The sequence below is a fragment of the Priestia sp. Y58 genome (genome assembly GCF_029522095.1).
In the GTDB taxonomy this organism is placed as follows: domain Bacteria; phylum Bacillota; class Bacilli; order Bacillales; family Bacillaceae_H; genus Priestia; species Priestia megaterium_E.
On record NZ_JAKWFL010000002.1, the window covers coordinates 666,300 to 687,745 of the forward strand.

Annotated in this window: 27 protein-coding genes; 12 read left to right on the forward strand and 15 right to left on the reverse strand. The window is 39.2% G+C overall.

The annotated features are described in order from the left end of the window. The first annotated feature begins 104 nt into the window (after positions 1 to 104). Positions 105 to 632: a cupin domain-containing protein gene (locus tag MMB68_RS09475; protein WP_221785398.1), complete on the forward strand. Its 528-nt coding sequence runs from the start codon at positions 105 to 107 to the stop codon at positions 630 to 632. A gap of 157 nt (positions 633 to 789) precedes the next feature. After that, positions 790 to 1,101: a hypothetical protein gene (locus tag MMB68_RS09480; protein WP_277548696.1), complete on the forward strand. Its 312-nt coding sequence runs from the start codon at positions 790 to 792 to the stop codon at positions 1,099 to 1,101. A 1-nt stretch (position 1,102) separates the two neighbouring features. Here the strand turns inward: MMB68_RS09480 and MMB68_RS09485 are convergent, their stop codons facing one another. The 5 genes from MMB68_RS09485 to MMB68_RS09505 form a co-directional block, all read right to left on the reverse strand. After that, the gene (locus MMB68_RS09485) at positions 1,103 to 1,240 is read right to left on the reverse strand and encodes a hypothetical protein (RefSeq protein ID WP_277548697.1); all 138 of its coding nucleotides are present in this window, start codon (positions 1,238 to 1,240) and stop codon (positions 1,103 to 1,105) included. A gap of 20 nt (positions 1,241 to 1,260) precedes the next feature. Continuing rightward, positions 1,261 to 1,968 (reverse strand): hypothetical protein, encoded by a 708-nt coding sequence (locus tag MMB68_RS09490; protein WP_277548699.1) that lies wholly within the window; start codon positions 1,966 to 1,968, stop codon positions 1,261 to 1,263. 15 nt (positions 1,969 to 1,983) lie between these two features. Then, on the reverse strand, positions 1,984 to 3,141 hold the full coding sequence (locus tag MMB68_RS09495) for a ParM/StbA family protein (RefSeq protein WP_277548701.1): 1,158 nt from the start codon (positions 3,139 to 3,141) through the stop codon (positions 1,984 to 1,986). 283 nt (positions 3,142 to 3,424) lie between these two features. Further along, positions 3,425 to 3,616 carry a hypothetical protein gene (locus tag MMB68_RS09500; RefSeq protein ID WP_277548702.1) on the reverse strand — a complete coding sequence of 64 codons (192 nt, stop codon included), beginning with the start codon at positions 3,614 to 3,616 and terminating at the stop codon, positions 3,425 to 3,427. Between the two features lie 137 nt (positions 3,617 to 3,753). Beyond that, positions 3,754 to 4,623: an STAS domain-containing protein gene (locus MMB68_RS09505; RefSeq protein ID WP_221785393.1), complete on the reverse strand. Its 870-nt coding sequence runs from the start codon at positions 4,621 to 4,623 to the stop codon at positions 3,754 to 3,756. A 234-nt stretch (positions 4,624 to 4,857) separates the two neighbouring features. Between MMB68_RS09505 and MMB68_RS09510 the strand changes: the two genes are divergently transcribed. Next, a complete protein-coding gene (locus MMB68_RS09510) occupies positions 4,858 to 5,070 on the forward strand; it encodes a cold-shock protein (protein ID WP_221785392.1) in 213 nt (70 codons plus the stop codon). 128 nt (positions 5,071 to 5,198) lie between these two features. On the opposite strand, the gene MMB68_RS09515 is transcribed toward MMB68_RS09510, so the two are convergent. The 3 genes from MMB68_RS09515 to MMB68_RS09525 all read right to left on the reverse strand — a co-directional run bounded on the left by MMB68_RS09515 (position 5,199) and on the right by MMB68_RS09525 (position 8,139). After that, entirely contained in the window at positions 5,199 to 5,690 is a 492-nt protein-coding gene (locus MMB68_RS09515; RefSeq protein WP_260506931.1) for a YjfA family protein, read from the reverse strand. A gap of 377 nt (positions 5,691 to 6,067) precedes the next feature. Next, positions 6,068 to 6,499: a VOC family protein gene (locus MMB68_RS09520; RefSeq protein ID WP_277548704.1), complete on the reverse strand. Its 432-nt coding sequence runs from the start codon at positions 6,497 to 6,499 to the stop codon at positions 6,068 to 6,070. 308 nt (positions 6,500 to 6,807) lie between these two features. After that, positions 6,808 to 8,139 carry an SH3 domain-containing protein gene (locus MMB68_RS09525; protein WP_277548705.1) on the reverse strand — a complete coding sequence of 444 codons (1,332 nt, stop codon included), beginning with the start codon at positions 8,137 to 8,139 and terminating at the stop codon, positions 6,808 to 6,810. 345 nt (positions 8,140 to 8,484) lie between these two features. Between MMB68_RS09525 and MMB68_RS09530 the strand changes: the two genes are divergently transcribed. The 4 genes from MMB68_RS09530 (at position 8,485) to MMB68_RS09545 (ending at position 10,722) form a co-directional block, all read left to right on the forward strand. Beyond that, positions 8,485 to 9,696: an AGE family epimerase/isomerase gene (locus MMB68_RS09530; protein WP_221785388.1), complete on the forward strand. Its 1,212-nt coding sequence runs from the start codon at positions 8,485 to 8,487 to the stop codon at positions 9,694 to 9,696. A 133-nt stretch (positions 9,697 to 9,829) separates the two neighbouring features. Further along, entirely contained in the window at positions 9,830 to 10,132 is a 303-nt protein-coding gene (locus tag MMB68_RS09535) for a hypothetical protein (protein WP_025750844.1), read from the forward strand. Between the two features lie 17 nt (positions 10,133 to 10,149). Next, on the forward strand, positions 10,150 to 10,452 hold the full coding sequence (locus MMB68_RS09540) for a hypothetical protein (protein ID WP_016764991.1): 303 nt from the start codon (positions 10,150 to 10,152) through the stop codon (positions 10,450 to 10,452). A 132-nt stretch (positions 10,453 to 10,584) separates the two neighbouring features. Then, the gene (locus tag MMB68_RS09545; RefSeq protein WP_221785386.1) at positions 10,585 to 10,722 is read left to right on the forward strand and encodes a hypothetical protein; all 138 of its coding nucleotides are present in this window, start codon (positions 10,585 to 10,587) and stop codon (positions 10,720 to 10,722) included. Positions 10,723 to 10,801: 79 nt separating this feature from the next. Here the strand turns inward: MMB68_RS09545 and MMB68_RS09550 are convergent, their stop codons facing one another. Beyond that, the gene (locus MMB68_RS09550; RefSeq protein ID WP_221785385.1) at positions 10,802 to 11,743 is read right to left on the reverse strand and encodes a magnesium transporter CorA family protein; all 942 of its coding nucleotides are present in this window, start codon (positions 11,741 to 11,743) and stop codon (positions 10,802 to 10,804) included. Between the two features lie 166 nt (positions 11,744 to 11,909). On the opposite strand from MMB68_RS09550, the gene MMB68_RS09555 reads away from it, so the two are divergent. Then, positions 11,910 to 12,767, forward strand: coding sequence for an STAS domain-containing protein (locus tag MMB68_RS09555; RefSeq protein ID WP_221785384.1), 858 nt, complete (start codon positions 11,910 to 11,912; stop codon positions 12,765 to 12,767). A 43-nt stretch (positions 12,768 to 12,810) separates the two neighbouring features. Here MMB68_RS09555 and MMB68_RS09560 read toward each other — a convergent pair whose 3' ends face one another. Further along, positions 12,811 to 13,035, reverse strand: coding sequence for a hypothetical protein (locus MMB68_RS09560; protein ID WP_028409498.1), 225 nt, complete (start codon positions 13,033 to 13,035; stop codon positions 12,811 to 12,813). Positions 13,036 to 13,065: 30 nt separating this feature from the next. After that, positions 13,066 to 13,935: an SDR family oxidoreductase gene (locus MMB68_RS09565; RefSeq protein WP_176343685.1), complete on the reverse strand. Its 870-nt coding sequence runs from the start codon at positions 13,933 to 13,935 to the stop codon at positions 13,066 to 13,068. Positions 13,936 to 14,157: 222 nt separating this feature from the next. Here MMB68_RS09565 and MMB68_RS09570 point away from each other — a divergent pair, with 222 nt between their 5' ends. Next, positions 14,158 to 14,496, forward strand: coding sequence for a YflT domain-containing protein (locus MMB68_RS09570; RefSeq protein ID WP_269871872.1), 339 nt, complete (start codon positions 14,158 to 14,160; stop codon positions 14,494 to 14,496). Positions 14,497 to 14,570: 74 nt separating this feature from the next. After that, positions 14,571 to 14,732, forward strand: a complete 162-nt coding sequence (locus tag MMB68_RS09575; protein WP_277447472.1) for a hypothetical protein — start codon at positions 14,571 to 14,573, stop codon at positions 14,730 to 14,732. A 22-nt stretch (positions 14,733 to 14,754) separates the two neighbouring features. Here MMB68_RS09575 and MMB68_RS09580 read toward each other — a convergent pair whose 3' ends face one another. The 3 genes from MMB68_RS09580 to MMB68_RS09590 form a co-directional block, all read right to left on the reverse strand. Then, positions 14,755 to 16,410, reverse strand: coding sequence for a M14 family metallopeptidase (locus MMB68_RS09580; protein WP_277548707.1), 1,656 nt, complete (start codon positions 16,408 to 16,410; stop codon positions 14,755 to 14,757). 377 nt (positions 16,411 to 16,787) lie between these two features. Further along, positions 16,788 to 17,867 (reverse strand): DNA alkylation repair protein, encoded by a 1,080-nt coding sequence (locus MMB68_RS09585; RefSeq protein ID WP_264408167.1) that lies wholly within the window; start codon positions 17,865 to 17,867, stop codon positions 16,788 to 16,790. 2 nt (positions 17,868 to 17,869) lie between these two features. Further along, positions 17,870 to 18,352 carry a GNAT family N-acetyltransferase gene (locus tag MMB68_RS09590; RefSeq protein ID WP_221785379.1) on the reverse strand — a complete coding sequence of 161 codons (483 nt, stop codon included), beginning with the start codon at positions 18,350 to 18,352 and terminating at the stop codon, positions 17,870 to 17,872. A 327-nt stretch (positions 18,353 to 18,679) separates the two neighbouring features. Here MMB68_RS09590 and MMB68_RS09595 point away from each other — a divergent pair, with 327 nt between their 5' ends. Continuing rightward, positions 18,680 to 19,786: a GerAB/ArcD/ProY family transporter gene (locus MMB68_RS09595; RefSeq protein WP_221785378.1), complete on the forward strand. Its 1,107-nt coding sequence runs from the start codon at positions 18,680 to 18,682 to the stop codon at positions 19,784 to 19,786. Positions 19,787 to 19,883: 97 nt separating this feature from the next. Then, entirely contained in the window at positions 19,884 to 20,357 is a 474-nt protein-coding gene (locus tag MMB68_RS09600; protein WP_221785377.1) for a hypothetical protein, read from the forward strand. A gap of 20 nt (positions 20,358 to 20,377) precedes the next feature. Here the strand turns inward: MMB68_RS09600 and MMB68_RS09605 are convergent, their stop codons facing one another. Then, positions 20,378 to 21,403 carry an ABC transporter substrate-binding protein gene (locus tag MMB68_RS09605; RefSeq protein ID WP_221785376.1) on the reverse strand — a complete coding sequence of 342 codons (1,026 nt, stop codon included), beginning with the start codon at positions 21,401 to 21,403 and terminating at the stop codon, positions 20,378 to 20,380. Positions 21,404 to 21,446 lie beyond the last annotated feature (43 nt).

Genomic DNA, 21,446 nt, shown 5'->3' on the forward strand with positions numbered 1-21,446 from the left:
AAAATAAGCGCATAAAGACCGCGGACAAAAAGGCAAATGGTATCAACCGTTTTGACAAAAGCATAGGATGAAAAGAAAAATCAAACGAGAAAAGGAGAATGAGTATGCACTATACACCTTATTATCATCAGTGGCAGACCCCAGTGTACTACGGCTGGCACCCATATAGTTATTATGTGCCGAATCACTATCACACCAGCGAACAATTTCAGCAAAGAAACGGTAAATTAAAGGACTACGGCCCAAGGCCGTTTGTTATTAACATTAATGAAGCGTCAAAGCAAAACAATACGTACCGCACTGCTTTATGGACGGGAACACATTTACAAGTGACGTTAATGAGTCTCAAGCCCGGTGAAGATATCGGCTTAGAAATCCACCCTAACGTTGATCAATTTCTGCGCATTGAACAAGGGCAAGGCGTTGTTCAAATGGGCAAAAGTAAAAACAACCTAACCTTTAAACGAAAAGTCTACGATGATGATGCGATATTTATCCCTGCCGGAACGTGGCATGATCTCACTAATACAGGTACCACTCCGCTAAAGCTTTACTCCATCTACGCTCCTCCAAACCATCCGTTTGGCACAGTTCATGTGACAAAAGCAAATGCCTTAGCTGAAGAACATTAACTAACATAAGCTCGCTAGAAAATCGGTGTACTGCCTTTTCTAGCGGGCTTTTTTTAAACTTGCTATACATAAAGGATTTTATAGCCAAGGAAAGAATTAATTATAGAATAAACTAATCTTTTGAAACAGCTTAAAATAACTGAAAGGCAAACGGGCTATGAAATCATTTTATAAAATTCCCAAATCAAACGTAAATCCTTCTCTTAAACTAGCAAGAAAAATTCTATATATATCTGTAGAAGCAGTCATTATGACCATGCTTGTGATTAAATCTTTTACTGTGGCCTATGAAAACGACATAAATTTAATTCTCAGGCAGCTAAATGAATTAAAAGCTTCGATTGGCGGATTTGGCATAAACGAATCGTTATTTTGGTTTATGATAAAATGCAGTATTTGTACCATCGTTACATTTGATATTTGCTTATATCTTCGAAAAAAGCTAAAAAGAAACAAAAAAAATTTATGATTTATACGCTAAAGCCTTTACATTGGACCGCTGTTAATTTCCGTGCGAGGCTTCGCTTTCCGCGGGCGGACCTTTCTTCTACTAAATTACTTTTGCCCCAGCTCCATTTTAAATAGAAAAATAATAAAAGTAGAGGCATATCACGCCTCTACTTTCTGTTTAGAAATCTACATTGATATCTTCTTGAATGGTTCCGGTCACTTTTTCACTTTTAATTAACTGACCTTCTTTAAATGTTTCTTCTTCCTCATTTTTAACGGGTTTCAGCTGCTTATAAGAAGGAGCTGACGCAGAGCCAAGCTCTTTTTTAAGCAAATGAATTTCTCCTAACAGCTCGGTTCTTAATGAATGGACTAACGATTGAAAATCTTCTTCCCGGCTGTCTTTCTGCCCGTTTTGTTCCACAATCTTCGCTACATAATCCTGAAGTTCATTTGCCTGCTTAGACTCATACTCCTCACGATTTGCAGCAAGACGTGAATTCATTTCTTTTTTTAGTAAGTCAATTTCGCCCAACAGCTCTTTTCGAAGTGAATGAACGAGCGTTTCTACATCCTCTTCTTTCCTCGTTTTTTGCAAGTCTTGCTGTATGAGTCTTACTATATAGTCCTGAAGCTCGTTTGCCTGCTGTTTTTCTTTCAGAAATGAAGACACTTCTGACGGAATGTTAGCAGTTTCAATTGTAAAATTTGCACGTTCATCTCTATTACTTACGGTCTTTTCCCTTACTCCCATCATATCTGCTGATAGATTCCCAGCTGTCAGAAACGCATTTGATAGTAAGTAAAATGGTGCAGCCATTTGGGAGCTTAGCTGACCGTACCAATCGTCTAATGCTTCCTTAAGGCGAGTGTTTTGATGACTCATATATGCTCCCCCTTTTTAAACGTGAACCGCTGCGTTTGTTTCATGTCTGCTTAAAATTTCAAGACCGTATAAATTTAATTTGCGTGTCTCCGGCAAGAAAAGATGATTTTCTTCTCTAATTTCTTCCCCGTACATGTTATCAATCTGCTCTGCAATAAACTGTTGAAGGATAGGAGCCAGTCCTCCAATATAAATATATTTATAGACTTTATCTTTTGGCGATGAAAATAGATTTTCAACTTTCGTTAATAAAATTTGCGTGTATTCTCTAAGCGAAGCGTGAATAGGCTCCGTGAGATCTACCTTTTTCCCGCTATTGCCGTCTCTTTGCTCCATTTTTGCTTTATGGATATTGGCAATAATAAATTCTTCCAATGAACGAACATCATCAAAATACTCAAGTAGCTTTTCATTTCTTAGCTTTTCAATATGCTTCAAATATGAAATATCCGTAAGACACTTCAACGAATTTCTGCTTTTAGGAGCTTGAAGTCCTGCAGGAAGAAGCGCAAGGTCAACCGTACCTCCTCCCAAATCTACAATTAGCGTTTCAAAATGTTTGAATGCATTTGCTTCTTCTCTATCTTGTAATTCAAAATCTTTTTTGATCGCCCAGCGAGCCACTTCGCTTTCAATACGGCATTTGCTCGTTTCAATGTTCACAGTGAGCGTTTTTTCTAACCCAGGAGTCAATACCGTAACCGTATGCTCTCCTTGAAAACGTTCGGCCATCTTCTGCTGCATTTCACTGAATTTATTTGTTTTCTTAAGCAGCCAAATCGGAAGCATAGTCGAGAAATAATTAATCGTCACACTATTATCCTCTTTGTCTTTTCCTTTAAGTGTGTTGTAATAAGCAACTGAAGCTAAAAACATCACATAAGGAATATCAGATTCAGTTTTATTATGTAACTTATTAATATGGATATTGCCTAGCACGTGCTTCTCTGCTGCGTCTCCTACTAAATAATACTTTTCTACTCCTTCGATTGTGGTAGAAATCAGTAAATTTTGAAGCAGTAATTCCGGTTCATTTACACTTGAAGGAAAATGACCCTCTGCCTGATCTTTTGTGATTTCTACTACGTTTGTAGGAATTTCATAGTAATAACCATCCACTAGCGTTTGAAAAATTGAGTTACCAAAATCAACGTTTTGACGTTTGATATCCATCCTTGTTTCTCCCCTTTATCTTTTCGTGACAACACTAATAAGTATATATTTTCCTCATTTGTTTGTCTAAGTATTTAAATAATTTATGTTATTCTAAATTGACAATTAATTAATTTTAGACGGCTAATGTAATTGAAAAGCGCTTGAAATGCTTCTTTTTACCAGTACCCATTTTTACAAGGAATGTAACATGTGACGCTGTGACTTCCCCTTAAATTTTTCGTAATATAAGCCTTTCTTTTATTTTTTAGAGACACGAGAAAACTAAGAGATGGAAACATAATTAAATCAACCCAATCGAAAGACGAACAAATGAGATAAATGAGTTGGACTGCTTTTTACACCGCTGGTGATTTCCGTGCAGGACTTCGCTTTCCGCGGGCGGCCGGTGAGCCTCTTCGTCGCTAATGCTCCTGCGGGGTCTCACACCTGTTCCGCTTTTCCCGCAGGAGTCTCCGTCTTGCCCTCCAATCACCAGCTAGAAGCAGCCACATACATGAAACCTGCGTTCACCATAACAACAAAAAAAACCCGAACCATCAATCAGATTAATAGTTCGGATTTAACGTCAACTAAAATATTTTTGTCCCAGCCTCTGGGCTTTTTTATTTATTAATAACGCCATTTGTCTTTTTTTCTTTGCGGATTTTCTGTCAGTTTGCTAAAGCCTATTTCTTCAAGGCCTTTTTCTAACGTCGCTCTTGTTTTGATTGTTCCAAAATCGACGCCTAAATCCACAACGGTTTGCGCGATTTCTGGACGTATTCCGGTAATCATCGTTTTAGTGCCGATAAGCTGTAAGGCTTTTACAATTTGAAAAATATTGTCCGCTACCATCGTATCGACGATAAGAACACCTGAAATATCAAATATTAAGTAACTCAGCTGCAGCTGAGCGCTTTTTTCTAAAGCCGTTTCCATAATAAGCTGCGAACGATGCGTATCAATTTGTCCAACGATCGGCATCACAGCGATTCCTTCAGAAAGAGGAACGATGGGAACTGATAATTCTTCTAGCGCTGCGTAAGCGCGTTTTATGGTTTCCGTATTATGTTCTTCATAGATTTCCACAAATATATGATTAAGCTCATCAAGCATCGGATCAATTTTTTTACTTACATCAAGCATCGTAATAGGAGCAAACTGCTTCTGCTGCAACTCTTCTGTAAAAACACCCCATATCACTGTTCGAAACAGCGCGAGCGATTTTAACGTTTGACTCAAAGAAAGTCCGTTTTCCACAGCCACTTTTCCTATATCTGTACCCCACTGAACGATTTTCTTTAAAACGACCGAGTGCTCTTCGAATAGCGACTCGCCTAAATACTCAATGAGTTCTGCTCTCCATTTTAAAACTTCGCTTTCTTCGTGGTAAACAAGCTTCCGCTTATATTCAGAGTCCATCAGATCAGAAAATTGTATCGCTAATTCCTGTTTATTATCGATAATTTTCTTCCCTATATATAACAACTCATCCCTCATTTTTTTCTTTATCTCCTTTAGTTAGCAGAATTAACGATTACATTTTATAACAATAGTTATATCACATACAATATAAAAATATAACCGAATTAAAAAAATTGTTAAGCCCTCCCTATTTACTTTTATCCCTACTCTTCTAATCGGTATAACTACCACGAACATGATTGAAATTTCAGCGTTTGGGTAAAAAAACTATTAAGAATTAATTTCTATACTTATAAGGGGGATTTTTCAATGAACAAACATAAAGGAACCGTTAAATCATTCAACGAATCAAAAGGATCTGGATTTATCACACCCGAGGACGGATCAAAAGAAGTGTTCGTTCACTCCAATGCAATCGACCGTGAGGAATATAAAAACCTGTCAGAAGGTCAAAAAGTAGAGTTTGAAATTCAAGAAGGAGCTAAAGGACCCAGCGCTATAAAAGTACACCCAGTAGACTGATAGAGTGGTTATTCATGTAGTATTGATTAGCAAATACAAAGTTTCAGGCAGATTTCTCCATCAATCTTTTTGAACAAAAAATACCTCTTAGACTTTTTCCTAAGAGGCGTTCATTTATATTATTTCTATTAATGTCGGCCGGTCTGCGCTTGGGCAATAACCTTTCCATCTGAACTATAAACAAATACAACAGCTAAGGAATTGTACGGGTCTTTATCCCATAATTGACTTGTATAACATGACGTCTCCCCTTTGTTTACCATGCCGTTGCCACCGGAACTGTTACAGAATGTTCTAGCATTAGAGGAACTCGAAGAGCCTTCATATCTGTACGTTCCGACGTTTGCATACCCGTCGTAAGGGGAGTTATTATAAAATTTTACATATCCCCATGCTGTATGGCAATAAGCGCTTCCCTTTAACTGCACATAACCGATTTTTACACCGCTTTTATAAATATACTTCGTTTCATAAGTAATGGGACTTTTGCTTGCACATCCTGTTGTGTATGGATTTGAACCATCATACGATAATGCAGATGCCTTACCCGTAGGTCCAACGCCAAGAAATAAACCAAAAATCAGGAAAAAGAGAACTCCGATATTAAAGACTTTCTTCATCAAAAACCATCCTCCTTTATTTCGTTGACAAACACAACTATCATTTTATTTTAATTTTCAGAATTTTACATCAAACTATACTACTGTTACATCATAATAAATAGCCGTGTTTTTCTGGAGGAATATGGTTTAAGCTAGTTATTTTTGCTGATAAGGCCTGCCATCCTGATGAGCTATATAACAGATTGCTTCCTATTTGGGACCGCAACGTAAATCATGAGAATATAAACACGCACAACAAACAAAAAAGCGCGTTTTGAAAAAGAGAATTCAAAATGCGCTTTTGCTATTTTATATGGTTAATCTTTTCGTGTTGGACAAAATGTTTACTACTAATCTGCTGCTAAAGCTATCTTGCTTAAAAAGTACACTTTTTCTCAGCTATCACTATCCGCTTGCGTCGAAACTTGCCAAGTTACTCCGAATTTATCTGTTACCTGTCCATATAACGGACTCCAAAAAGTTTCTTGAAGCGGCATGATTGCTTCGCCGCCTTCTTGCAACTTTGCGAATATTTCTTTTGATTTTTCCGCATGATTTACCGTGATGGCTAAAGTAACTTGTGATCCAAGCTGATAAGGCTGACCTGGAAACGTATCAGAAAACATCAGGTCAGTATTGCCAACTTTTAAATGTGCATTTAATATACGGTCTTTGGCTTCTACTGGAATAGGAGACTCTGGATTTTGGGGCATCTCCCCAAAAGTTTGAACACTAATTACTTGTGCATCTAACGCATTCTCATAAAATCTAACTGCTTCTTGACCATTACCATTCAAAACTAAATAAGGGTGGATTCCTAAAATCATATTGAGCACCTCTTTTTACATTTTGTGTTACTATTTCCTTTCTATTTATACGACAACTTTATTTCTGTATCCTGCTCTATCTGACAAAACAATTTCTAAAATGATGCGCTTTATTTTTGCTTAACATCCCCGGAAGTTTATGATATCCATAACAAACTAACTCTTGAGTACTTTCTCAAACAAGAAGCTACCTCGCTCCAATGCCAATGAAACGAGGTAGCTTCTTTTATACATAATTAATCTTAGTTCTACACTTTACGGCCACTTCTTCTCAAATTAAAGTTATTTCGTAAAGACTTATCCCTTTTTCATTCCTTAATTCCGTAATATTCTTCAAGCGTAATTCCTTTACTCTTAATCGCCTGCGCCACTGGTTTGCCTACATATCGCAAATGCCACGGCTCATATTTATAGCCGGTTACCGCGTCTTTCCCTTTTGGATAACGAATAATAAATCCGTATTCGGCTGCGTGGGCATCGAGCCAAGTTGCTTCTTTTGTTCCGCCAAAGCAGTCTTGAGCAGCACATGTACCGTCTCCTTTTGTTACATCAATTCCAAGACCCGTTTCATGTTCACTCGTGCCTGGCAATGCGCTATAAGTTGCCGCTTTATCATAACCGTCTCTTTGAACATACGAACTAAAAAGCGCGCTTTGCGTTGCATGTGAACGGTAAGCCGAGACGCCAAGAAGGGTAACGCCTTGTTTTTTCGCACCCGCAAACAACTGTGCAATAGCAGCGGCTGCTTCACTGCGCATTTTTTTCTTTTCCGTTTGTTCTTTGAATGTAAATGGAATCGTTGTATATACTAAATCTTTCGGAACGTAGTTTTCCGGAAGCTTGTTTTGTTTATTCACAACAACTTGGATGCTTTCAGGGTTCGAAACCACTTTCATGTCAGCTAATGCTCGTACGTATTGACCGCTTACATAGCCAACCTTACCTTGATACGTAATTTTCAGCCAGCCGTTTGCTGCTTTAGCCGTTACGTCTAGCTGTGTGCCGGCTTTAAGTGTTGCCATAACCGCACCAGAAGTTGAAGCAGTTGTTCGAACGTTTAAATTCGCCGTTGCCACATAGACAGAAGCCGCCGGAGCTGGAGCCGGTTCAGAAGAACCCGTTGATTCCTTTACGTACTGCGTGCTCACATAGCCCGTTTTGCCTTGATAGCTCACTTTTAGCCAGCCGTTCGCTGCTTGTTCTGTCGACGTTAGCTGCGTGCCTTGTTTGACCGTTACAACAATCGCGCTTGACGTAGATGGACCGCTTCGAATATTTAAATTTGCCGTTGTTACATAGGTTTTGGTCGTTGAACTCGCTGACTTTTTAACATACTCACTGCTTACGTAGCCCGTTTTGCCTTGATAGCTTACTTTCAGCCAGCCGCTTGCTGCTTGTCCGACTACCGTTAGCTGCGTGCCTTGTTTGACCGTTGCAATAATCGCGTTGGAAGTCGATGGACCGCTTCGAATATTTAAATTCGCTGTTGTTGTATATGTTTCCGCAGCTGCGCTTGCTACAGTTGGCTCACCCGTAAAATGTAAAGAATGAAGACCTAGAGTTCCTGCCCCTACAAGTGTAAAAGCAAGACCTGTTACCGCTAATTTTTTGTAAAATCTTTGTTTGTTCACTTCTGTCATTTTTTATACCTCATTTGCAAAATATAATAGAAATATATGCTGCTAGTTTAATAGGTTAAGTGAAAACAGGATCCGATGTTTAAGCTCAACCTCAACTAAGCAACATTAAGTAAAATTATTCGACGTCTAGAGGCTTACCATTACTTCGTTCCAGCTAGCACGTACTTTTAGAATACCGGATAATCGTGTCAAAAGTATATCAAAATATTTCAAACTTGTTTCCAAACTGATACATTTTCAACAAAAATAGAATAATAGAGCAAAAACAGCAAAAAAACCCTTACGTTTACGCCCAACTGCTTAGGGTAAAAAACAATTAAAAACAAAGATTGAGATGGTGATAAAATGAACACGGCAACGGATTTTTCCTCAACTGCGTTTCGAGAACCTCACACATTAAAACAGCATATTTTTGATACGCTTCATTTCTACTACCCCGCTTGTATTGACAAGAAAAACGGCGGGTATATCCATGAATACTACGACGAAGGCACCGTCAACAACACGCATTCAAAGCACTTGGTAAGTACGGCGCGCTTTATTTATATCTTCAGTGTAGGAGCTCTTTTAGACGGACCGGATTGGTGCAAAGAAGCAGCTCAGCACGGCATTCGTTTTCTACAAAACAACCATTATGATAGAGAGCACGGCGGGTATTTTTTTGAAATAGCCGATGAAGGAGAAGTAAAAGATGATTCTAAACAAGCATATGGCCACGCTTTTGCTCTTTTAGCTTCTTCCATCGCATATCAAGCCGGCATTTCAGAAGCAAAAGAAACAATTGAACAAGTATATGACGTGATGGAAAAGTACTTTTGGGAAGATGCGCACGGCTTTTATCGAGACGAATGGGACGCATCGTGGTCAGCTTCTTCTTTCTATCGCGGCCAAAATGCAAATATGCACATGTGTGAAGCTATGCTTTCTGCCTTTGAAGCAACAAGAGATAAAAAATACTTAGACCGAGCGTACACGCTTGCAAAAAGCGTTACGCAGCAGCTTGCTGAACGATCCGGTGGCATGATTTGGGAGCATTATGATACAGACTGGCAGCCGGATTGGGACTACAATAAAAACAATACAAAAGATGAATTTCGTCCGTACGGCTTTATACCAGGACATCAGTTTGAATGGAGCAAGCTGCTTTTATGGCTTGATCGGCACCGTTCGGAAAACTGGATGACAGAACGTGCAAAGTATTTGTTTGATAAGGGCTGGCACCTGGGCTGGGATGCTAAGTACGGAGGTCTTTACTTTGCGCTGTCTCCTCAAGAAGAGGTCATTGACCCGGATAAAAACTACTGGGTGATGGCCGAAGCCATTTCTGCGGCTTCACTTCTCGGAGTGAAAACCGCAGACAGCGGATATTGGAAAGCATACGACGCCCTGTTCTCCTACTGTCAGAAACACTTTATCGATCACACATACGGAGGCTGGTATCAGCTGTTAAATCAGCAAAACGAACGCTACAGCTCGAAAAAAAGCCCGGCTCCTAAAGCCGATTATCACCCTGTGGCAGCCTGCTATCAAACACTGATAGCGCTGAATTCTCGTTAAGATCACAATAACAAAGAAACCGTTTTCTTCCAGATGCGTTTATTTTTTTTATTTAAGGGAATTTACTTACTAACAATCAATGTTTCTACATTTCAGAAAAAGCTCGACTATATATATGCAAGGAGTGAGGACGATGTATTTTTACGCGTTAGCACAAGGAACAGATTCTGGAGATCCAGTAACACTGCATCATGAGAAGAAATTTTCGAAAAAAGAATTTTTAGAGATGTTTAATGAGGCATTAGATGAGTTGGATACGCATCCAGCTCCAAGCGACGTCGGTGACTACCTTTGCCGTGCGTACGGATTTCAAGAAATTGAAATCGAGACGGGAGTTGTGTGCTACTGCGCTCCTTTTAGAAAGCTAGACGACTCGGATATTATAGAAGATCGTACGTACATGGACGCCACGACCGGAACACTAAAATACAACTAATCAAAAAGAAAGGTTGGATGCGTGTGAAGACCGTACAGAACATTTATCGAACGAGTGAAGCTGTACCAGAATCGGGCGCTTACATTTGTGCGGAAGGTGAAATTAAACTCTTTCAAAAAGATGATCTTTTTACACCTTGCCCACACACACGTGAATCAACGACGTGGAAGCCTGTAGATGACGCCTTTTCAACCGGAGAATTGGTTCCGCAAACCGGTCGCTATACCGACGAAAACGGCAATCAAGTAAAGCTAAAAGAAAACGATTTATTTCCAAGATGCCTTCGTTCAGGTGAGCCTACGACGTGGAGGCGAGGATAACAAACAACAAAGAGGCTGGGACAAAAATATTTTAGCCCAAGTGAAAAACGAACCATTAATCAACATGTTTGATGAGTGGTTCGTTTTTTGTGATGGTGAATATAGTTTGATCTATTTTGTTCCTTCTAGCAGTTGATTGGAGGGCAAGGCGAAGACTCCTGCGGGAAAAGCGGAACAGATGAGACCCCGCAGGAGCGCAAGCGACGAGGAGGCTCAGCGGCCGCCCGCGGAAAGCGAAGCCTTGCACGGAAATCAATTGCGGTGTCATAAGCAGGCCAGCTCATGTATCTCATTTGTTTGCCTTTAGGTTGGATTCATTTAGTTATGTCTCAACCTCTTTTATTAAAGCTTATTTAAAAAATGAATTCTTTTTTCTTCCTTTTAACAGATCGCCCGTCCATCCTTTCATTCGTAAATAGAGATAAATGGCCACGGTCGAAAGGACAATTAAAATGAGTGCGTAGATATAACCGAATTTCCAATCAAGCTCTGGCATCCCTTTGAAGTTCATTCCCCAAAGGGCTCCAAAAGCGGTTAAAGGTGTACTAATTGCTGTTAAAAGCGTTAAAGCTTTCATAATCTCATTTCCTCGATGAGTAGACACAACTTCTTCTAATTTAATTAACGCGTCAAATTCTTTTTGATATTGTTCAATCAGCGTTAAGCCAATTTCAATTTTTTTACACATCCGCTGATATTCGACCGTTTGGGTAATTTTTTTATGAAACGCTTCTTCTATTCCCATGGTGACTTCTCGAACAGAACTGATTAAATTTGTCCATATAAGCAGATCATAGCGCGCTTTGTGAATTTCATCTAACACGTCGATGTTATTATTATGGCGCACTTCCCACAGAAGCTCTCTGAAATGACTTTCAAACTGATCAAACCCATTTAAGTGTTTTTTCATAATTTCGCCTAAAAGAATAAAAAAACTTTCCGCTGTGTTAGCAGACTGCTTCATGCGTTCAATCATTCGTTCATGATTGGTGTTCTCGAGGATTTTCAAATCGATTCCTGCCGTTATAATAAACTCCTCGGTAATATAAAAATGAAACGAATCGTAATTTTTTTGATCAAACGACTTCTTATGATAAATTAGTGAACCATAAATAAGCTCACTTTCTCCTATTACATCTACTTGAATATGATTAGAATTTTTCTTTTGAAGCTGCTGGCAAAACCATTCATCTCTTGGATACTGATAGTCTTTGATTATATCAGCTATTCCATCTGCTTCTTCTAAATCAAACTGATACCATTTCCACTGATCGTTCGTCACGGTATTCATACTTTCCCTCTTTCCCCTTTTATTAGAATTTTTCCCTATATACAATCACTTAAAACCTAACACAAAAAATAAACATACATTTCATATCCATCTTTATAAAAAAGGTGCTATAATAAATACGTTGCGCACCTGCGTGATGCTTTATCAGTTTGAGAGGAGAATAACAGTGAAGAAAGATATCGCTTTACGTTCTTATCTGCTAGAAAGTGCACCAACTATGACGGAAGAATGGTATGAATCTTTGGACAAAAAATCTTCTGAAGGCGTATATACCTCTAATGATCCTGACGTCATTCAACGCTTAAAAGCGCAAAACTATGAATTTCATTTATATATTAGCAACGTCTTTATAGAAGATGAAAAAAGCTTTTTTGAATCTTTTAACACGTGGCTAAATAAAGTTGCCAAAGACCAACAGCATCTCAGAACCCCCATTCAAAGTATTATTAAAGAATTTATGAACGTCCGCAAACAATACTGTGAGTATATTCGCCGGTTTGCAGAACTTCATGATGACATCACTCAGCAGCACCTCGATGTTTGGAATGAAAAAGTAGTAAGGGTATTTGATATTATTATTTTAAAATTCATTACAGAAGCGCAGGAATATGCCTCAAACCGCCTCCGCTCTCAGCAGGAAATGATTCATGAATTAAGTTCACCTGTTATTGTGATTAAAAAAGACGTGGCTCTTTTGCCATTAGTCGGCGATATTGATACGGCAAGAGCCAAAATGATCCTAGAAAGCACGTTAAAACAGTGTGCAGAGAAGCAAATCTCTCATTTGTATATTGATTTGTCAGGAGTTGTGATGATCGATACAATGGTCGCGCACGAGCTGTTTCAGCTGATAAATGCGCTTGATTTAATCGGCGTTAAATCGATTTTATCGGGCATTCGTCCTGAATTAGCCACTACTGCGATGCAGCTTGGTTTAAATTTTGACCATATACGAATTAAATCGAATCTTGCTCAGGCATTAGAAGATGATTCAAAAATTGTAATTGCTTCTAGCACTCATTAATATAGGGATACAAACAAAAAAACAGCCCGAGAAGGCTGTTTTTTTATTTTCTATGATGAATGTTTTCAGAACCTGATTCATCTTTCGTTTTCGTTTTATTCTTCTCTTCTTTTTGTTCAAGTCTTATGTCTTCCAACGGCATAGGATCGACCGTTTCTTCTTCTTTAAAACGTTCAAACAACGTTTCGTCTTGATCTGTTACACGCTGTTCCGTTTCATCTCTTTTTTTTGGTGTATTTGAAATAGATCTTTTCTGGCGTTCTCCCATCTTTTCTCCTCCTTTATATAGGTGAAGCAATTATGTGTTCATGAAATCTCCACCGTTGACATGCAGCGTTTGACCCGTCATATAAGATGAATCATTTGAAGCTAGCAGCACATAACAGCCCACGTGCTCCACAGGATGTCCAGGTCTGCCCATCGGCGTATCTGTACCGAATTCTCCTACTTTATCACCTGAGAAAGTAGATGGAATAAGCGGTGTCCAGATTGGTCCCGGTGCTACGGCATTAACGCGAATGCCATCTTTGACAAGCGCTTGCGCCATACTGCGCGTAAAGCCGTTAATTGCTCCTTTTGTCGCCGTATAATCGATCAGCTGAGGATTTCCGCGGTAAGGATTAATCGACGTTGTATTAATGATCGCACTGCCTTTTCCTAAGTAATCAAGCGCTTTTTTCGTAAAATAAAAGTATGAATAAAAGTTTGTTTTGAACGTTCGTTCAAGCTGTTCACTCGTAATTTCTTTAATGCTTTCTTTTGGGTGCTGCTCTCCTGCATTGTTCACAAGGATATCAAGCTTTCCAAGCTCACTCACTGTTTTTTCTACCGCTTCGTTACAGAACGATTCGTCTCCTACGTCTCCCGCAATCAGCAGGCATCTTACACCTTCTTCTTCAATGCGGGCTTTTGTTTCCTCGGCGTCGCTATGTTCGTTTAAGTAAACGATGGCTACGTCCGCTCCTTCTTTCGCATAAGCAATGGATACAGCTCGTCCAATTCCGCTGTCTCCCCCAGTAACTAGCGCTACTTTTCCTTTTAATTTTCCTGTACCAATGTAATTGTCATCCTCATAAATAGGGAGAGGATTCATCTCACTTTCGATACCCGGCTGGCGGTCTTGCGTTTGCTCGGGCTGGCCTTGTGTTTGTTGATCTTGTAAATTCATTTTAATCTCCTCCTATTTTTGATGGAACTTTTTAGTATAGTCTAGGTTTAGCCTTCTGTTTTGAAGTTCAAACATCTTTTTTTAAAAATTTATGATGTTTCTATTCTCTTTTACTATCTGAGAAAATTCATAGAAAACAAGTTTAAAGTTGGAAACAAAGGCTACAGAATGAGTAGAAGATGTATTTCAGAAATATCTTTTATCAGGAGGTTTGGTTGGTGTATGAAACACATCCAAGTAGCAAAAAACCAAGAGGAGGCAACCTGCGTCATCCATTCTTTTTTAAAAAAAGGATTTACAAGCAAAGATATTTACCTGCTGGCCTACGATAAAGAATGGGCTCATAATTTAACGGACGCAACACGCACCAAAAAATATAGAATGGCAGAGCAAGGTATTTTTGAAACAGCGGTCAATATGCTTCTTTCAAGAGAAGATGAGCTTCTTTCAAAGATGGCTTCGCTCGGTTTATCTAACCGCGAGGCAAACCGGTATATAGAAGAGATGAAACAAGGTCATATCGTGGTGATTGGCGCACAGAGTCAATCCATTCCCTACTAAAATAGCGGAAACGTTTTTTATCAGCTTATAAGGGTATTTAGTAAAATAAACCATTTTTATCAAGGAAGGAAGTTATGACAATGTTAAATTATTTAGGTATTCATATAGGCTCTCTTTACTTTCCTACAAGTATTCTTCTTATTACACTTCTTGTATTAGCAGGATTTTTTATTTATTTCTTTTCTAGAAAAAGAAAAAATCGACAGCAGTCACGTGATCATAATGAAAAAGCGTGAAGTCAAGCTCCACGCTTTTTCATTATTTACGGGATTCTTTTTGCAAAGGCGATTTTTCAATGGAACGCGTAAAGCGGTAAACATCAAGTTCTTGTCCTACCTCTGAAGGCAAATACCCAAACGTTGTGAAGCTGTCCACTGATTCCGGCTCAAGCGATAGAGACAATAAATTGTTTTGAGGCTGAGATGTTAAAAAGACGTAGCTTCCTTTTGGGAACGTCACCGTTTTTTGCTTCACGATTGTTTGCACGTCTACATTTGGTTTGTTTTCGTAGGCTTCATTTTCAATGCGGCTGCTCACATTATACGCTTCTACTGAAAGAGCTGTTTCTTTCGTTAACTTGAAGCCTTTTACCCCTTGTCCCTGCAGTTTTGCTGCTAAATCTTCATGTCCTGGCTTTAAAATATAAGCAGTTGGACGTTCGCGGACAAGCGTCGGCGTTGCTTTCTTTGCACTGTAGTACGTCACAGGAATCTCTTTAACAGACGCGCTTTCCACATCAACCATTTCTAACGTGGAGTTTGGTATTTTTTTATTTTCGCTGTTCACAACAATTGGGTCATGGTCATTTACATTTTTTCCTTTTTTGACAAGCGCCGCTTTTTCTTTTTCAATCAGCGCTTTAATTTGTTTGGCATGAGCGGCTGTTTGCGTAATCAGCTTTTCTTGCGTAGCAATTTGCGCACTCACTCGCCGCGGAAAATCTTCTCGTCCAATGCCAATTCCTCTGCTTTCCACTAAAAACGAAAACGATGGATACAAGCCTAGTGAGTTTCGGCCAATTCGCGGTTCAACTGAGCCTTCTTCTACTTCAAGCTGCCCTTGTTTATTCACTTGAGACGTATAGTATACTTCTCCTGAATATCCTTGCTTTTCAATTGCTGTAAGCGTGCTGTTCACAAACAGCTCATCAGAAACGTCGCGAATGCGCTGCGGAATATTTAAGTTTCGACCGGACTGCAGTAAAATATCGTGATACTTCCACACGCCTTCTTTACCGATATTTTTAAATCCGCTGCTGTACGGCGTATATTCATGAGCGTCAATGACGACTTCTGGTGAAAAACGGTTAAATTCAGCTCGTACGCTTTGCACTTCCGGACTTTCAAGCTTTATGTAGTCGCGGTTTCCATCTAAATTATTTGCTAGCTGACGCTTGAATGCATAAGATCCGTCTGGATTAATGCGCGGCACAATCACGATGTTCACTTTATTTAACACATCTTTTCCAAAGTCTTCTGTCAAACGCGTTGCCACAGCGAGTACGGATTCACCGCTTGCCGGTTCATTACCATGAATTTGACTTTGAAGCCAAATCGTTGGCTTTTTGGATGTCTTTCCATCAGCAAACTTCTTTTCCTTTGAAAAATATAGAGCCGGAATGTCTCGTCCTTGCTGTGACTTTCCGATAATCTTCAGCTTTACGTACGGACTTTTATGAGCAAGCTTTTGGACATAGCTCATCATTTCTTCTTGAGTCGTAAATGCGTCTTGTCCTTTCATAAATGCCGGCGTTGCTTCATTCACCTTTATTTCCGGATAAAGCGCTTTAATTTTTTCCGGCTGACTATAGTCTTTTCCGTAATAAGGCATCTCAGCTTGTACCGCAAGCGGCGACAGCAATAATCCAATCGACAAAAGAGCCGGCACGGCCGTTCGTTTTACAGTTTTTTTCATTCATTTACTCCTCCCCATCCCCTTGATTATACATTTTAAATTTTTGAAATATTTAAAATGTTACATAAATAATTATACCGTTTAAGGAAATAACTTCAAGATAAGGGAGCTGAACCTTTTTGACTATTTTAATATAGGAGACGAGTTCTGTTTTATAACAAAAAGATTGGAACATAACGAAATCAACTCCATATGAAGACGACCAATCAGGGTAAATGATCTACCGCAGGAGTCTTCGCCTTGCCCTTCAATCAACTGCTAGAAGCAACTACATACATGAGACCTACGTTCACCATCTTAATAAAAAACAAGAACTATTAATCAATTTTTGATAGATAGTTCGTGTTTAAATTCACCTAAAATAATTTTTTCAGTCTCTACTCTATCACAAAATCCGTTTCTGCTTTTACCACTCCGTTTACAATAACAGAAAGCGTATGCGTGCCACTATAATGTTTTCTTGTACTTAAATCTTTAAATGCATGCTTTTTTGTGACGGTAAGCGTTTGGCCTACTTTTGCTTGAACATTTTTTAGCATAAACACTTTTTGAGTGCGGTTTCCTTTTGCTTTTACGTAATGAACTCCGTACTCTATGCGAAGCGGCATGTTTTTTTCTACCGATAGTTCAAAGGAAAAGTTAATGCTATCACCAATCGTAATGACATGCGGCTGTAAGCTAAGCCCTGTGACACTCACGCCCGGATCATCTCCATAGCCAAAAAGAGACAGAGCTTCAGGCTCTCCTTTTTTCAGCAGTGAACGGCACGCATGTTTAACAATCCAGTCGGTTTTAACGTCTTTTCCGTACCAGCTTTTCATCACATTAAGCATCCAGTCTTTTTCTATGTAAGAAATATCATTTAAATGATTGGCTACGCTTTTTCGGACATAGAGCGATTCATCGAGTTTTAACTGTTCTAAAATCGGCAGCGTTTGCTTCGGATCTTGCTTTAACGCAGGTACTGATTGTCCCCACGGAAGTCTAGGACGACTCCCTTCGCTTGCTAATCTTCGAATATGATGGTTTTCATCCCCTGCCCATTCAATCATTTGCTGGAGCATTCGGTTTTTATCTTGAATCAAAAACGGACGCACCGCAAATTCTGACGTGGAAAACGGCGTAAAAAAAGCGAGTGCTTTCATTGAAGCTTCCCAAACGTTCAATCCGTAAAGTTCAACATAATCTGGAAAAATCGTGCCTTGAAGTCCTCCTACTGTTGGAGCCACTTTATAGAGAATATGAAGCGCTTCTTCATAATCCGCCGGCAGCACTTCATGCATGGAAAGCGTAATTCTTCTCATGCGCTCTTTCAGCGCTAAGTCTTCCCAGTCCTGTTGAAAAACCAGCTCATGAAATGCTTTTTGATCAAATGAACTCATTTCACGTGAAAAAGCGTCGCTTAAGTGCGTAATCAATTCTTCATTAAACACGCTTTTACGTAATTCTTCAGCCATACTTATCCCTCTTTTCCAGGCAGTATTTTATTTTCTTTTGAATAAATCGCCCGCTCGTACATGCCTTTTTTAAAAATTTGCATAAACAGCTGCTTATTTTTGACTTCCTTGAATCCGTACTGACTGTACAAACCGTGAGCATCTTTTGTTGCCAATAAAATTTTTCGTACGTCTTGAATCGGCTGATAGCGAATCATCTCTTGTATCAGCGCTTTTCCTAGCCCGTTGCCTCGCGCGTGCGGAAGAATAAACACATCCGCCAAATAAGCAAACGTCGCAAAATCTGAAATAATTCGTCCAAACCCTACTTGTTTATCGCACTCATCATACACGCCAAAACAAACGGAGTGTTCAATAGACGTTTGAACAAGATGAAGCGGAATTCCTTTTGCCCAGTACGATTCATGATGAAGGTACGAGTAGATGACATCTATATCAAGTTTTTCTTTATTCGTATGTATGGTAAACTGTTGTTTTTCTTTCATGCTGTATCCTCCTTGCTTTTCTATCATAGCACAAATGTTCGCCATAGAAAAAAGCCTTTTATAGAGAAAAGGCTTTTTTCGTTAGTATGATATTTTTTTAGTAACGGAAGGTTTTTTTCGATAGCGTCTTCCCACTATGTAAATAAGCGGACTGCAAATAAATCCAATATGCTCTCTCCTTTTACGTCCTTCTCTTTTATCTCTTCGGTTAACATATCTGTTTTTTAACAAAATACCCCTTTTTATTTGCCAACTCTTTACTTACATGATGCATATGCTCCATATTAACAAGCGCATACTAGCTGTAGAAAAGGAGGCGAATAGTCAGTGGAAAATGCTCGAATTAGCGGATGGCAACTGTTTGTGTTAATTACGCTCTTTGAGATTGGCAGCGCCTTTTTAGTCGGCTTAGCGATGGACGCTAAGCAAGATGCTTGGGTTGCCATTTTAGTTGGTATGATCAGCAGCTATGCACTCATTTTTATTTATTATCGCTTGCACCGCTATTATCCAGATTTAGCTCTGACGGAGTACATTGAAAAAATTATTGGAAAAGTGCCGGGACGCGTACTGGCTTTTCTTTACGTATTATATTTTGCTAACGGAGCCGCGCGGGTACTGCGCGATTTCGGCGCGATGCTTCTTACTTTTGTCTATCCTGACACGCCGCTGTTTATAGTGAACGCTTTACTGATGCTCGGAATTATCTATACGGTTCGCCAAGGAATTGAAGTGATGGCACGTTCGGCGGAACTGCTGTTTTTCTTCATTTACGTACTCGCCGTCGCTGGCTTTATTCTTATCTTCGTTTCTGGCCTTCTTGATTTTTCAAGCCTAAAGCCGATGCTTGAAAACGGTATTTCTTTAGTGCTGAGAGTTGCCTACAGCCAGACGCTGTATTTTCCTTTTGGAGAAGTCATTGTATTTGCCATGATTTTTCCTTATACAAAAAATGTAAAAAAGACCGCATTCATTGTATTCAGCGCAATTACGTTAAACGGTATTAACCTTATGATTACAATGATTGTGAATATAGGTGTGCTGGGCGTTACCTTAACATCGAGATCTGCTTTTCCACTTTTAAGCACTGTTCAAAGCATTCAATTCGCAGGTTTTTTAGAACGGCTTGATGTGTTTTTTATGGTGGCTTTAATCACAGGCGGCTTCTTTAAAATCGGTCTGTTTTTCTATGCCACTGTGCTGGGGCTTTCCCACGTGTTTGAGCTTAAAAACCCGTCACCGCTTGTATTTCCAGTCGGCTTAGTCGTCTTGTTTTATTCATTGTCTCTTGCTCAAAACTATTTCGAACACGTATATGAAGGGTTAAAAATCATTCCGTTCACTTTACATCTTCCGTTTCAAATTGTCATTCCTGCTCTTTTACTCGTAATCGCATTTTTAAGAAATCGAAAAAAATACAGTCCGTCCCTGTGAAAAATACCGCAGAAAATTCATAGTATGTCCATTTCTCTATTGGATTTAATCTCCTAAAATTATACAATATAGTCAAGAAGCCAAAAGGAGAACCAATATGATTGGATTAATTCTTTCTATTTTAATATTTAATATTCTTGCTTTTAAAACAAACAAGCGCTTCACAGCAAATCAAATTGTACACATTTGGATGTTCACCATTGCTGCTCAGCATATCTTTGACGTCTTCATTAATTTCAAATTTCACGGCTACTGGTATTTTACACAAGAGACAGACTGGCAAGGTATTTTTGCCTATACTGTTCTCATTCCGCCTGTAAACATGCTTTTTCTTACCTACTATCCTTTTGCCGGGACACTCACAAAAAAAGCCGCCTATATTTTACTTTGGTCGGTTGCCGTTTTACTTTATGAAGTAGTGGCCCTTCTCCCTGCTCCATGGGGTTATTTTCACTACGGATGGTGGACGTGGTGGTATTCGCTTCTGCTAAATCCGCTGCTGTTTTGGATGGTGGTGCAGTATTACCGGTGGATGTGTAAGTTGGAGAGGAAAATAACAAAAAGCCTTTAGAAAATAAAGGCTTCTGCATCTTATTTAGCAGTAAAAATTTCTTTATCCACTAATTTATTCACGTCCACTTCTTTTGACAATACATCTTCTTCTTTAAATACATCGGCTACTTTCTGTACAGCACGTATATCCTTTTCTTCAACAGGTCTTACTTCAGCATTTACTCGTCCATTAATTGTTCTTGAAACGTCATTAGGCAACCTCGTAATATTAGAATACAGTTTAACGTACTTCTCTTTGTTTTGATTTTCCCATTCCCATGCTTTTGAAATTCGTTTAATGACGTCTTGAAGTGCTGCTTTTTTTCCAGGATCCTGTAGTGCTTTGTCTGAAGCTGTGATAAACCCTAATCCTGTATTAATACCTTTGCCATTACGCAATACTCTTCCTCCGTTTTTCTCAGCAATCGCTAAATACGGATCAAAAGTAGCCCATGCTTCTAGCTGGCCAGCTTTGAAAGCTGCTGCGGCATCAGTAGGAAGAACAAACTTGACATTAACATCTTTCGTAGACAGGCCTTCTTCTTTTAGAGCTTCAATTAATAAATATTGTGCAATGCTACCTTTTGCAGATGAAACTACGACTGTCTTTCCTTTTAAATCCTTTATCGACTTAATTGAAGAATTTTTCTTAACCAATATTCCTACAGCTTCGGGAGAAGATACGCTAGTAGCAATAATTTTTAATGGCACTTTCGAAGCTGCGGCTGCGAGTACCGGCGTATCTCCGGCAGGAGCTGTATCTACTGATCCAGCTTTTAATGCTTCAAATAAGGGAGCCGCACCTTGAAAACTCGCCCACTTTACTTTATATGGTGTACCTTCTAGCACTTTAGAAGCTTCTACTTTGGCCTTCGTCATTCCAGCTTGATCTCCTAACACAATCGTTACTTTTGACAAATCTACCGTCTTTTTTCCTGCTGTTTCCTTTGTCTCACTGCAGCCAGATAAAATAGATATAGTTCCTATAGTAAGAATGCTTGCTACTAAAATCCTCTTAGATAGGTTTTTCTTTGCACAATCTAAAGCTTTTTGAAGGATGTTCATATGTACTTATTCTCCTTTTCATCATACTTACTTAGGCATTGAT